This is a genomic window from Arthrobacter sp. PL16, assembly GCF_035985055.1.
In the GTDB taxonomy this organism is placed as follows: domain Bacteria; phylum Actinomycetota; class Actinomycetes; order Actinomycetales; family Micrococcaceae; genus Arthrobacter_D; species Arthrobacter_D cheniae.
This window is the reverse complement of sequence record NZ_JAXCIC010000001.1, coordinates 724,953-737,335: the sequence shown is the minus strand read 5'-3', so window position 1 is coordinate 737,335 and position 12,383 is coordinate 724,953. Positions and strand designations below refer to the sequence as shown.

The 12,383-nt window shown below is 64.0% G+C and carries 14 protein-coding genes; 7 read left to right on the top strand and 7 right to left on the bottom strand.

The features are described 5' to 3' along the window. Positions 1–22 precede the first annotated feature (22 nt). Positions 23–568, bottom strand: coding sequence for a hypothetical protein (locus RCH21_RS03370; RefSeq protein ID WP_326963171.1), 546 nt, complete (start codon positions 566–568; stop codon positions 23–25). A 170-nt stretch (positions 569–738) separates the two neighbouring features. Beyond that, on the bottom strand, positions 739–1,203 hold the full coding sequence (locus RCH21_RS03365; RefSeq protein WP_326963170.1) for a VOC family protein: 465 nt from the start codon (positions 1,201–1,203) through the stop codon (positions 739–741). A 146-nt stretch (positions 1,204–1,349) separates the two neighbouring features. On the opposite strand from RCH21_RS03365, the gene RCH21_RS03360 reads away from it, so the two are divergent. Together RCH21_RS03360 and RCH21_RS03355 are read left to right on the top strand one after the other, a co-directional pair. Continuing rightward, positions 1,350–1,721, top strand: coding sequence for a DUF3054 domain-containing protein (locus RCH21_RS03360; RefSeq protein WP_326963169.1), 372 nt, complete (start codon positions 1,350–1,352; stop codon positions 1,719–1,721). Between the two features lie 32 nt (positions 1,722–1,753). After that, positions 1,754–2,035, top strand: a complete 282-nt coding sequence (locus tag RCH21_RS03355; RefSeq protein ID WP_307082996.1) for an Lrp/AsnC family transcriptional regulator — start codon at positions 1,754–1,756, stop codon at positions 2,033–2,035. Positions 2,036–2,070: 35 nt separating this feature from the next. Here RCH21_RS03355 and trpD read toward each other — a convergent pair whose 3' ends face one another. Continuing rightward, positions 2,071–3,132 carry an anthranilate phosphoribosyltransferase gene (gene trpD, locus RCH21_RS03350; protein ID WP_326963168.1) on the bottom strand — a complete coding sequence of 354 codons (1,062 nt, stop codon included), beginning with the start codon at positions 3,130–3,132 and terminating at the stop codon, positions 2,071–2,073. Between the two features lie 148 nt (positions 3,133–3,280). On the opposite strand from trpD, the gene ctaE reads away from it, so the two are divergent. From ctaE to RCH21_RS03325, 5 genes are all read left to right on the top strand, one after another. Continuing rightward, positions 3,281–3,919: an aa3-type cytochrome oxidase subunit III gene (ctaE, locus tag RCH21_RS03345; RefSeq protein ID WP_120147663.1), complete on the top strand. Its 639-nt coding sequence runs from the start codon at positions 3,281–3,283 to the stop codon at positions 3,917–3,919. An 86-nt stretch (positions 3,920–4,005) separates the two neighbouring features. Then, positions 4,006–4,797, top strand: coding sequence for a cytochrome bc1 complex diheme cytochrome c subunit (gene qcrC, locus RCH21_RS03340; RefSeq protein WP_326963167.1), 792 nt, complete (start codon positions 4,006–4,008; stop codon positions 4,795–4,797). Between the two features lie 75 nt (positions 4,798–4,872). After that, positions 4,873–5,895 (top strand): cytochrome bc1 complex Rieske iron-sulfur subunit, encoded by a 1,023-nt coding sequence (qcrA, locus tag RCH21_RS03335; protein ID WP_120147665.1) that lies wholly within the window; start codon positions 4,873–4,875, stop codon positions 5,893–5,895. Between the two features lies 1 nt (position 5,896). Next, positions 5,897–7,582: a cytochrome bc1 complex cytochrome b subunit gene (qcrB, locus tag RCH21_RS03330; RefSeq protein ID WP_120147666.1), complete on the top strand. Its 1,686-nt coding sequence runs from the start codon at positions 5,897–5,899 to the stop codon at positions 7,580–7,582. Positions 7,583–7,776: 194 nt separating this feature from the next. After that, a complete protein-coding gene (locus RCH21_RS03325; protein WP_147394296.1) occupies positions 7,777–8,334 on the top strand; it encodes a phosphatidic acid phosphatase in 558 nt (185 codons plus the stop codon). 22 nt (positions 8,335–8,356) lie between these two features. Here the strand turns inward: RCH21_RS03325 and RCH21_RS03320 are convergent, their stop codons facing one another. The 4 genes from RCH21_RS03320 to ctaC form a co-directional block, all read right to left on the bottom strand. Further along, positions 8,357–9,148: a GntR family transcriptional regulator gene (locus tag RCH21_RS03320; RefSeq protein ID WP_120147668.1), complete on the bottom strand. Its 792-nt coding sequence runs from the start codon at positions 9,146–9,148 to the stop codon at positions 8,357–8,359. Positions 9,149–9,258: 110 nt separating this feature from the next. After that, the gene (locus tag RCH21_RS03315; RefSeq protein ID WP_120147669.1) at positions 9,259–9,660 is read right to left on the bottom strand and encodes a cytochrome c oxidase subunit 4; all 402 of its coding nucleotides are present in this window, start codon (positions 9,658–9,660) and stop codon (positions 9,259–9,261) included. Beyond that, positions 9,657–11,384, bottom strand: coding sequence for an aa3-type cytochrome oxidase subunit I (ctaD, locus tag RCH21_RS03310; protein WP_120147670.1), 1,728 nt, complete (start codon positions 11,382–11,384; stop codon positions 9,657–9,659). The genes RCH21_RS03315 and ctaD overlap by 4 nt, the downstream gene beginning before the upstream one ends. Beyond that, a complete protein-coding gene (gene ctaC / locus RCH21_RS03305; protein ID WP_120147671.1) occupies positions 11,384–12,256 on the bottom strand; it encodes an aa3-type cytochrome oxidase subunit II in 873 nt (290 codons plus the stop codon). Before ctaC ends, ctaD begins: the two co-directional genes overlap by 1 nt. Positions 12,257–12,383: the final 127 nt, after the last annotated feature.

The window sequence follows — 12,383 nt, the reverse complement described above, 5'->3', positions numbered from 1 at the left end:
GACCCGATCCGCGCTTTCCGGGCTAGCGTGGTCCGCCGCCCCTGAGGATCCCCAGTTCGACCGCCTTGGCGGCACCATCGGCTTCCGCCTGGGTCAGGGAGCTGTCGGAGACTGCAGCGTCGAGGCGTTCCTGCAGGGCGGCCGATCGCTCCTCCTGCTGCTCCGTCCGCAGTTCGTCGAGGGCGGTCCGCACCGTCGCCTCGTCGAGGCCGAGAGCCTGCGCGAGGGACGCAGCAATATCGGACCGCATACCCTCCCGGTCCGGCTTCGTACCCGCATCCGCATTCTCGTCCGCACCGGAACGCGCATCGTCCCGCAGCGACTGCAGGGCGTCCGTCACCTCGGACTCCCCCACACCGAGCTTCTCCGCGAGGCCCGCCGGGTCGAAGCCACCGCCATGCCGGCCGGAGCCTCCGCCGCGCCCTTCCTCGCGCGGCTCGGCAGAGGCGCTGGTCGACGGCTCAGGTGTCACCGTCGTCGCGTTGGCCATACCCGTGACGCCGAGGCTCGCTCCGGCCACGAGGGCAGCCGCGCCGGCACCGAGTGCGATCTTCCTGCGTTGGATCATTGTTTCTCCTCGATTCGCCGCTTCCTGCGGCCTGTGGGTGAAGAACCGCTTCGGCTCCTTCACCCACTGTCACCGCAGCCCTTGTGGAGGAGCTTTCCCGTAGCTGTGCGGCACCTGTGCCATCCGGCGACGGTTCGACCACCATCCCGTCACCTCCTGCCCACGCAGGGTCAGTCTCCGCGGTATGCGGCCTCCAGGGCCGCAATGTCCAGCTTCTGCATACCGAGCATCACCGCGACCGCCCGTTGGGCACCTTCGGCGTCGGGTCCTCCGATGAGGGACGCGAGGACCGCCGGGATGATCTGCCACGACACCCCGTACCTGTCCTTCAGCCACCCGCACCTGCTCTCCTCGCCCCCGTCGGTCAGTGCTGACCAGTACTGGTCCACCTCCGCCTGATCGCTGCAGGAGATCTGGAAGGACACGGCCTCGGTGAAGGAGAACTGGGGACCCCCGTTGAGGCCCACGAAGGGCTGGCCATCCAGTTCGAACGACACGGTGAGGGCGGGGTCGCTGTCCGAGGGACCCGTGCGGGAGACATTGACGATCCGCGAGTTCCTCACCACGGAGGTGTACAGCTCGGCAGCTTCCTCGGCCTTGCCGTCGAACCAGAGGCATGGAGTGATCGATCCCATTGCAGGTGTCCTTCGTTCGAGCCGCGCCTCACTGCGCGGACGGTGGCTCGAACCTAGTTCAAGGACACGGCGGCGACAACACGTAGGCTTGCCGTATGTCCAGGAGTGCCCCTTCCCGCTCTGCGGCGCCGCACCCTGCGCCGCGAGTGCCAGGCCGGGCGGTCGCCTGGTCGGCCGTCGACGTCGTCCTGCTCCTCGCGTTCGCCGCCTCCGGTAGGAGGACGCACGAACACGGCGTCACCGTCGTCGGCGTCCTCGAGACGGCCTGGCCCTTCCTCCTTTCATATGTCCTCGCGGTGATCGCGATACGCGCCTGGCGCTCACCTTCGAGGATCTGGCCGACCGCCGTCGTGCTGTGGCTCGGGACCGTCGCAGGAGGCCTGGCTGTTCGGGCGTTGTCGGGAGCAGGGGTCGCCCTCAGCTTCCAGATCGTCACGCTGCTGGTCCTCGGGATCTTCCTCCTGGTGCCGCGGGCCGTCCTCGGCGCCCTGAGGGGTCGGCGTCGGCCGGTAGCGTAGAGCCAGGTCCAGTCCTATCCGAAAGGCACACCATGATCACAGCTTTCGTCCTCATCCAGACCGACGCCGCGCGCATCCCCGAGAGCGCACAGGCCATCTCCGAGATCGAGGGCATCAGCGAGGTCTATTCGGTGACGGGTGAATGGGATCTCATCGCCATCGCCCGCGTCAGCCGGCACGAGGACCTCGCGGATGTCATCGCCGATCGCCTGTCGAAGATCGAGGGCATCCGCTCCACGACGACGCAGATCGCCTTCCGCTCCTACTCCCAGCACGACCTCGATGCCGCGTTCTCGCTGGGCTTCGACAGCTGAGCACCGGGTCGCAGGAGCCCTCGGCGACTGACCGGTCAGCGTGACCGGCTGACGTCGATCCAACGGGCGAGTACGTCCGCCCCGGCCCCTGAATCGATCGACGTCCGTGCCCGCTCCATCGCTGTGCGGATACGATCCACCAACGAACCGTCCGACGCCTCGTCGAGCGCCACCAGCCCTGCAGCCGCGTTCAGGACGACGGCGTCCCGCACCGGCCCGGCATGGCCTCCGAGCACGGCCCGCACCACCTTCGCGTTCCCCGCAGCGTCGGTGCCGCGCAACGCGTCGACCGGCACGACGTCGAGCCCGAAGTCGCCAGGATGCACCTCACAGGACTGCACCTCGCCGTCCCGCACCTCCCATACCGTCGACGAGCCACTGGTCGTGAGTTTGTCCCGGCCGTCATCGCCCCTGAAAACGAGGGCGCGGATACCCCGGGCGGCGAGGACTCCCGCCATCAGGGGCGCCATCCTGGCATCAGCGCAACCGAGGGCCTGCGCGCTGACGCCGGCCGGGTTGCTGAGCGGTCCGAGGAAGTTGAAGGTGGTGGGAATACCCAGCTCGCGACGGGGCACTGCCACATGTTTCATGGACGGGTGGAAGACCTGGGCGAAGCAGAACGTGATGCCGACCTGTTCGGCGGTAGCTGCGACGTCGGCCGGCGGGAGGTCGAGGCGGACACCGAGTTCCTCGATGACATCCGCGGCTCCGGACGCCGACGACGCCCCCCGATTCCCATGCTTGACAACCTTTGCACCGGCCCCTACTGCAACGAGGGAGGACATCGTCGAGATGTTCAGGGTATTGAGGCCATCACCACCTGTTCCGACGATGTCCAGTGTCGTGCCGGAGACCTCGATGCGATGGGCCCTGCCCAGCATCGCCTGCACCAGTCCGACGAGCTCGGCGACCGATTCGCCCTTCGCCCGGAGAGCGACGAGGAACCCTGCGATCTGGGCGTGGCTGGCCTCGCCGGCCATGATCGTATCCATGGCCCAACGGCTCTGCGCAGTGCTCAGATCGGTCCGTGCCAGGAGGGACGAGAAGATCGACGGCCAGGTCGGTTGCGCGGCTTCAGGGCTGGTTGTCAGGCTCACCGTCCCAGATTATCTACGAATTGTAGAAAGTCATCATGGGGAAGTTCCGCGTATTGACGGGCGTCCTGCCTCGCTTCGGCTCAATACAGGGCTCCGGGGCACTGTTTCGCGTTGGTGATCACGCTGATCTTGGGGACATAATGAGTCTGTGACATCTGCGACCCAAGCCCCCAGCGCCGCCCCGCATCCCGCGCTCAACCGTCCCAACATGGTCTCCGTAGGAACTGTGGTGTGGCTGTCCAGCGAGCTGATGTTCTTCGCCGGCCTCTTTGCCATGTACTTCACCCTGCGGTCCACCTCCAGCGAGCTCTGGGCCATGGAGACGGAGAAGCTCAACGTCCCGTTCGCGCTGGTGAACACCGTGATCCTGGTGTCCAGCTCCTTCAGCTGCCAGTTCGGCGTGTTCGCCGCCGAGCGCCTGCAGCCCCGCAGGACGGGCGGAGTCTTCGCGCTGGCCCGCTGGGGAATGGTCGAGTGGTTCCTGCTGACGTTCTTCATGGGAGCGATCTTCGTTTCGGTGCAGGCCTACGAGTACGCAGAGTTGGTGTCCGAGGGCGTGGCGCTCTCCTCCAACCCCTTCGGGTCGGCCTTCTACATCACCACCGGCTTCCATGGCATCCACGTGATCGGCGGGCTGATCGCCTTCCTGTTCATCATCGGCCGCGCCTTCATCGCGCGGCAGTTCGGCCACTTCGAAGCCACGTCGGCGATCGTGACTTCCTACTACTGGCACTTCGTCGACGTCGTCTGGATCGGCCTCTTCCTCATCATCTACTTCCTTCAGTAATTCCCTCCTGTAAACTCTTCTACTAGAGGTAGAATTCAATGAAGAACTCCAGCAGCTCTGGCACCACAACAGGTAGGAACCACTCAGTGAAGGCACTTTCCCAGAGGCGGCGTCATCCACTAGCAGCACTCGCGCTGCTCCTGATGGCACTCCTCGTCACCGGCGGGATCTACGCCGCAGCCAGCACCGCGAACGAGGCGCAGGCACAGACCACCACATTCACCGCGAACGACGTCGAAGAGGGCAGCAAGCTGTTCTCCGCGAACTGCGCGTCCTGCCATGGAATGGGTGCCACCGGCTCCGACGCTGCTCCATCCCTCGTCGGCGTCGGCGCCGCGTCGGTCGACTTCCAGGTAGGCAGCGGACGCATGCCCCTGCAGATGGACGGACCCCAGGCACAGGCCAAGCCGGTCCAGTTCACGGACGAGCAGATCAGGCAGATGGCCGCCTACGTCGCCTCACTCGGAGCCGGCCCTGCCATTCCCGACGAGGAAATCCTCGACGCTTCCGAAGGTGACTCCTCCAACGGCGGCGAGCTGTTCCGGGTGAACTGCGCGATGTGCCACAACGCGGCAGCAGCCGGAGGCGCGCTGACCCGAGGCAAGTTCGCACCGTCGATCGACGGCACCAGCGAAAAGCACATCTACGAGGCCATGGTCACCGGCCCGCAGAACATGCCCGTCTTCAGCGATGCGAACATCTCACCCGAGGACAAGCAGGACATCATCGCTTTCCTCAAGACCATCGAGGAGCAGGGCTCCCCCGGTGGCGCAGACCTCGGATCCCTGGGGCCGGTGTCCGAGGGTCTCTTCATCTGGGTAGCCGGACTGGGCGTCATCATCGCCTTCACCGTGTGGCTCACATCAAGGTCCTCGTGACCATCCAGCGGCACCACGAGAACGAATCACCTATGGACTTGCGCACGCAGCACCTAAAGAAGGATGAGACAGATCATGGCCGACTCTAGTCACGGCGCTCCGGGAACCTCGGTCACCGTCGCTACGCCGGGCAGGGAACTCGATGAGTTCGAGAACCCCGGCCTACCGCCGCACCGTCCGCGCCTCGCGGACCGCGACCGGCGTGCGGAGAAGCGCGCTGAACGCCAGGTGGCCCTGCTGTTCGCGATCTCCGCGATCGGCACCCTGCTCTTCTTCGTGGGGTACTTCTTCATCCCGCTCGATCAGACCATCGAGCGGCTGAGGCTCCAGAACCTGATGCTCGGTCTGGGCACCGCCTTCGCGATGCTCGGCATCGGCGTCGGTATCGTCCACTGGGCGAAGACACTCATGCCGGACCACGAGGTCACGGAGAGCCGCCACGAGATCCGCCCCGAGAACGACCGCCAGGACGCCGAGAAGATCGTCAACGACATCCTCGAGGAGTCCGGGATCAAGCGCCGCCCGCTCATCCGGAACACACTTCTCGGAGCGGCCCTCCTGGCTCCCCTGCCGGCTATCGCCATCTTCCGTGACCTCGGTCCGCTGCCAGGGGATTCGTTGAAGCACACCATGTGGGACGCCGGCGTCCGCCTGACCCGCGATCCCAGTGGCACCCCCATTCGGGCGTCGGACGTGACCGTCGGATCGGCGTTCCACGTCATCCCTGAAGGCCTCAACGAGATCGAGAACAAGCTCGAGGAAAAGGCCAAGGCAGTCGTCCTGCTGATGCGCCTGGACCCCGAGGAGCTCAATCCCTCCCCCGGCCGGGAGAATTGGGGCTACGACGGAATTGTTGCGTATTCCAAGATCTGCACGCACGTCGGCTGCCCGGTAGCGCTGTACGAACAGCAGACACACCACCTGCTGTGCCCTTGCCACCAGTCCACCTTCGACCTCGAGCAAGAGTGCGAAGTGATCTTCGGACCGGCCGCACGGCCGCTGCCACAGCTTCCCATCGAAGTCGACGACGAAGGCTATCTCGTCGCTTCAAGTGATTTCCAAGAACCCGTAGGACCTAGTTTCTGGGAGCGAGGCTGACATGAGCAGCTCAACTGCGACGACCACCTATACGCCGAAGACGCGCGTCGGGAAGGTCACCGATTATGTGGACTCCCGGGTCGGCGGCTCGGGAATTGTCAAGGAGTTCGGCCGGAAGATCTTCCCCGACCACTGGACCTTCATGTTCGGTGAGGTGGCGTTGTACACCTTCGTCATCCTCCTGATCTCCGGTACCTGGCTCACCTTCTTCTACGACCCGTCGATGGCCGAGACGCACTACGAAGGCAGTTACCTTCCGCTGCGCGGTGTCGAGATGTCGGTCGCTTACGCATCCTCCCTCGATATTTCGTTCGACATCCGTGGTGGCCTGTTCATGCGGCAGATCCACCACTGGGCGGCCCTGCTCTTCGCGGCCTCGGTCGCCGTGCATATGCTCCGCGTCTTCTTCACCGGCGCATTCCGTAGGCCCCGTGAGTTCAACTGGGTAGTCGGTTGTGTCCTGCTCATCCTGAGCCTGGCCGCCGGATTCACCGGATACTCGCTCCCTGATGACCTGCTCTCCGGTAATGGCCTGCGCATCATCGACGGCGTCATGAAGGCCATCCCCGTGGTCGGCACCTACCTGAGCTTCTTCCTCTTCGGCGGAGAGTTCCCCGGCACGATGATCATCGGTCGACTGTATGTGCTGCACATCCTGTTGATCCCCGCTGTCATCCTGCTACTCATCGGCATCCACCTGTTCATGGTCGTGCTGCACAAGCACTCGCAATTCGCAGGCCCCGGTCGCACGAATACGAACGTCGTCGGATACCCCGTCGGTCCTGTCTATGCTGCGAAGGCCGGTGGATTCTTCTTCATCGTCTTCGGTGTCCTCGCTGCCATCGCCGCAGCCTTCACCATCAACCCGATCTGGAACTACGGGCCGTACGATCCTTCTCCCGTCTCGGCGGGCACCCAGCCCGACTGGTACATCGGATGGGTCGATGGCGCACTCCGCCTCATGCCGGGAACCCTTGGTAACAACTTCGACTTCGAGTTCATGATCCCGTTCCCCTGGGGCGTGAATGCGCTCTCGCTGAACGTGCTGATTCCCGCCCTGGTACCGGCCGCCATCGTCTTCACCCTGATGTTCGCCTGGCCTTGGATCGAGGCGTGGGTCACGAAGGACAAGCGCGAGCACCACCTCCTCGACCGGCCGCGCAATGCTCCCAGCCGCACGGCCATCGGCGTCGCAGGTATCACGTTCTACTGCGTTCTGTGGGCGGCCGCCAGCTCGGACCTCATTGCGACCCACTTCCTCGTGTCCCTGAACGATGTCACCTACTGGCTGCGCGCACTGGTGTTCCTTGGTCCTGTCCTCGCCTTCATGGTCACCCGTCGAATTGCACTCGCGCTGCAGCGCAAGGACCGCGAGATCGCCCTTCACGGGCGAGAGACCGGCCGTATCGTGCGCCTGCCGCACGGTGAGTTCATCGAGGTCCACGAGCAGGTCGATGATTACAAGCGCTACAAGCTGACCAGCTTCGATTCGCCCGAGGTCATGGTTCCGAAGCCGGACGAGAATGGTCGCATCAGCCGCCTCGACAAGGTCCACGGCCGTGTGTCGCGTTTCTTCTTCGAAGATCGGGTAGCACCGGTCACGCCGAAGGAACTGGCTGCGTCACATGGAGACCACCACGACGAGATCGCCGGGGCGAAGGACCGCGAGTCCATCGCGAGCCACTAGGGATTGCTCCCTGAACGCCTGAACGAAGGGTCCGGACTCCACGAGTCCGGACCCTTCGTCATGTCCGGGACCTGGCCCGGACGGCAGCCTGCAACGACAGGATCTCGAGCGTGACGAACGGTATTCCCGACCGGCGGACAGCAGAGAGTCGGCCCGAGCCACAGCCGTCGCCTACACGAGCGTTCGCTGCCGCGGTGAGTGAAGTGTGCGCCCCCGCTGTGCTGGTGTCGCTGTTCCTGGTCCTTGCCGCTTCGAGGTCCGCCGAGTGGCCCGAGGGCATCGTCTATTCCTTGGTATCGGTAGGTTTCACCACTGCCCTCCCCCTCGCCGGGGTACTGCTGCTGGTCCGTCGCGGCCATGTGTCCGACCATCACATCAGCGATCGCAGGCAGAGAGCCCCCATCCTTGCCGGGAGCCTCGTCTCGATTGCCGCCGGGCTTGCGCTCCTGGTGCTTCTGGATGCGCCCGGAATAGTGATCGCAGCAGTCCTGTGCACGGTCGGCGGTGTCGTGGCTGTCCTTGTCGCCAATCTCTGGTGGAAGCTGTCGGCGCACTCCGCAGTGGCCGTGTTCGTCGTCTTCGGGGCCGTTTCGCTCCTCGGACCCTGGGGCCTCGTGCTGATCGTGGTGCCTGCCGCCGTCGGATGGGCACGGGTGGCACTCCACGCCCACACGGCTGCGCAGGTGATCGCCGGCTACGCCGTCGGAGCCGTCATCGGTGCCGCGTTCGTCCTCTCCGTCGCGCGCCCGTAGGGGCTACGAGGGCCTCCGGAAGCTATCCCAGTCGCTTCGAGCTGTAGGCACGCGGAGTGCGGACGCCGGGGCGCTGCAGGGGCACCCAGAGCTTGTACCGATCGGCGCGGTAGTACGAGACGGAGTAGTCCACCATCGCGCGAGCCACATAGGCGTGCCGCTGGATCTTGAGCAGCGGAGCGTTCATCTCGACATTGAGCAGGCGGGCAATGGACGGTGACGCTGCCGTTGCCTCGATAGTGTCCTCACCCCATTCCATGACCAGCCCGTACTTCTCGCTGAGCACGTTGTAGAGCGATGTCGGCGGTGGATCATCCAGAATCCCGGCCACGCGATGAGCGGGGATGAAATTCTCGTCGACGCTCATCGGTTCCCCGTCGGCCAGCAGCTGGCGACGGAACCGCACAACGGGCTGACCGATCTCGATCTGCAGTTCCCGTGCCACCAGCGGAGTGGCTCCCTGCTGTTCGAAGCTCAGCACACGTGCGTCGGGCACCATCCCACGCCGGATCATCTCCTCCGTGTACGAGGTCATCTTCATATGGAGGTCGACCTTGCTGCGCGCCACGAACGTTCCGAGCCCCACGATGCGCTCGAGGACTTCCTCCGCGACGAGGGCGTCGATAGCCTGTCGCACGGTCATCCGCGCGACTCCGAAGTAGTCGCTCAGTTGTCTTTCGGACGGGATACCTGTTCCGGGTCCGCAGTAGGTGCCGATGTAGCGCCGGAGGCTCTCGCGGAGTTGCACGTGTTTCGCCTCGGGCGAGGTCCGATCGAGCGGTTCGGCGTCGAAGGGTCTCGGCAACACGGCCATGGTGTCACTCCTCCCCTTGGTTGACGCCCATCTCGGGCCGACACTACCGACTGTACTAAAAAAGAGGGAGTCCGCACGTGGCGAACTCCCTCTTTGTCGTCCTCTTGGGGCTAGTGGGCGTGATACCCACGGCTGTACTCGAAAACCCAACCGACCAGGGCGACCGCGGCCAGCCCGAGCCCGATATACGTGATCCAGAATCCGATGGCGATCCCCAGGAAACCTGTGGCCGCTGCGAGGCCGAGGACCAGGGGCCACCAGCTCCAGGGGCTGAAGTGTCCCTGCTCTCCGGAACCCTCGTGGATCTCGGCGTCGAGACGGTCTTCAGGCCGGTCGCCTACACGCTTGCCCGTGAAGGCCAGGTAGAAGCCGATCATGCCGGCCAGGCCGCCCGTGAGGTACAGCGCAAGGAACCCTACCGGCTCGGACCATTCGACGAGGAATCCGTAGACCGTTCCGACGAGGAGGAAGAAGGGCATCAGGTACGTGAAGAGCTTGGTCTCGATCTTCATGCGTTGGCGTCCTTCCGGTCGGCCGAGCCCATGAAGCCGGCAGGGCTTTCGTCGGGAGTGTGGGTCTGCTGCAGCTCGGGGTGGTGCAGGTCGAGTGCAGGACGCTCCGAGCGGATACGGGGCAGCGAGGTGAAGTTGTGGCGGGGAGGAGGGCAGGATGTTGCCCACTCCAGCGACGCGCCGAAGCCCCACGGGTCGTCGACCTCGACCTTCTTGCCGGTCCGCCAGGTGATGTAGACGTTCCAGAAGAACGGGATCATCGAAGCACCGAGGACGAAGGATCCGACCGTCGAGAACTGGTTCATCGCAGTGAAACCGTCCTCGGGAAGGTAATCCGCGTACCGCCGGGGCATACCCTCGACGCCGAGCCAGTGCTGGATGAGGAAGGTCGCGTGGAAGCCGAGGAAGAGCATCCAGAAGTGGATCTTGCCCAGACGCTCGTTCAGCATCTTGCCGGTGAACTTGGGCCACCAGAAGTAGAAACCGGCAAACATCGCGAAGACCACGGTCCCGAAGACCACGTAGTGGAAGTGCGCCACGACGAAGTAGGTGTCCGATACATGGAAGTCGAGCGGAGGCGAAGCCAGGATGATGCCGGTCAAGCCACCGAAGAGGAAGGTCACCAGGAAGCCGAGGCTCCACAGCATCGGGGTCTCGAAGGTGAGCGAACCCCTCCAGAGAGTGCCGATCCAGTTGAAGAACTTCACGCCCGTCGGAACCGCGATGAGCATCGTCATGAAGGCGAAGAACGGCAGGAGCACGGCACCGGTGACATACATGTGGTGGGCCCACACCGTGACCGACAACGCTGCGATGGCGATCGTCGCGTAGACCAGGCCCTTGTAGCCGAAGATCGGCTTGCGGCTGAAGACCGGGAAGATCTCCGAGACGATGCCGAAGAACGGTAGCGCGATGATGTATACCTCGGGGTGCCCGAAGAACCAGAAGAGGTGCTGCCAGAGAATGGCGCCGCCTGCTTCGGGGTCGAAGATATGGGCTCCGAAGCGTCGATCGGCGCCCAGGGCGAAGAGTGCCGCAGCGAACGGCGGGAAGGCCATCAGGACCAGGATCGCGGTGATCAGCGTGTTCCAGGTGAAGATCGGCATGCGCCACATCGTCATGCCGGGCGCACGCATGCAGATGATCGTCGTGATGAAGTTGACCGCGCCCAGGATCGTTCCGAAGCCGGACAGCGCAAGACCGAACACCCAGAGGTCTCCACCCACGCCCGGTGAGAACGTCGTACTAGACAGCGGTGCATAGGCGAACCAGCCGAACGAGGCGGCGCCCTGCGGTGTGATGAACCCCGAGACCGCGATGGAGCTGCCGAAGAGGAAGAACCAGAAAGCGAGTGCGTTCAACCGAGGGAAGGCGACGTCGGGTGCACCGATCTGCAGCGGCATGATGACGTTCGCGAAGCCCGCGAACAGCGGTGTCGCGAACATCAGGAGCATGATGGTGCCGTGCATCGTGAAGAGCTGGTTGTACTGCTCCTTGGTCTGCAGGACCTGCATCCCGGGTTCGAAGAGCTCCGCCCGGATGACCAGGGCCATCACGCCTGCGAAGCAGAAGAAGACGAAGGAGGAAATCAGGTACATGTACCCGATCGTCTTGTGGTCCGTCGAGGTGAGCCAGTTGACGACGATGCGCCCCTTGGAGCGTGGAACGACGCGTGGAGCGGCAACGGTGCCGGCTTCCTCAAGGGTGTATTCGAAGGTGGACATCAGCTGCTGCTCCTAGCTGGGTCGGTATCAGGATCGTCCTCGGGGTAGGAGTCGCGGTCGTACTCGTCACCGAGTTGTCCGTCTTCCAATTGCGCCATCTGAGCGTCGAATTCCTCTTGCGAGACGACCTCCACGTTGAACAGCATCTCCGAGTGGTATTGACCGCACAGCTCGGCGCACTTGCCCGCGAAGGTACCTTCCTTCGTGGGCGTCAGGTTGATGTAGTTCGTGCGTCCCGGGTAGAGGTCGCGCTTCTGCAGGAACGCCGGCACGAAGAACGAGTGCTGGACGTCGCGGGCGTTGAGCTGGAGCTCGACCGACCTGTTCACGGGAAGGTACAGGGTCGGCAGGTTCTCTGGTACGCCCTCTTCACCGTTCAAGCTGCCCTGCACGCCGGTGGAGTACTTGTCCTCGTTGACATAGTTGAAGTCCCATGACCACTGCTTGCCTCGAACGTCCACGATGACGTCGGGGTCCTCGACACGGGCGTCGATGGTGGCGATGTCCCGCTCCGTGAAATAGAAGAACACGAGAACCATGAACAGTGGGATCGTCAAGTAGAAGATCTCGAGTGGCAGGTTGTAGCTGATCTGGCGCGGGTAACCGGTGTCGTTCTTCCGCCGGCGGTAGGCCACCATGCACCAGATGATGAGGCCCCACGTGATGAGGCCGACCACCATTGCCGCAATCCACGAGTTGACCCATAGATCGGTGATGATCCCGGTGTGATTGGTGTTGTCCCGGTCTGCCGGAAGCCAACCCTTCTGGGCTTCTGCCGAACAGCCGGTCAGTAGGAGGGCGCCGACCAGCGAGATGCTGGAGATCTTTGCGATCCTGACGCGCTTGCTACCGGTTCGGTCCTGCGAACTCACAGACGGACCTTCCTTTTCTACGTGCGTTGCCACCCGCCCATGAAGCTGCACGGGGTGCACATCCAGTTTTACTACTCACTGTAGAGCTTACCCGTAACCCCGTCGATCCTGTGACAAGCAAAAGGCC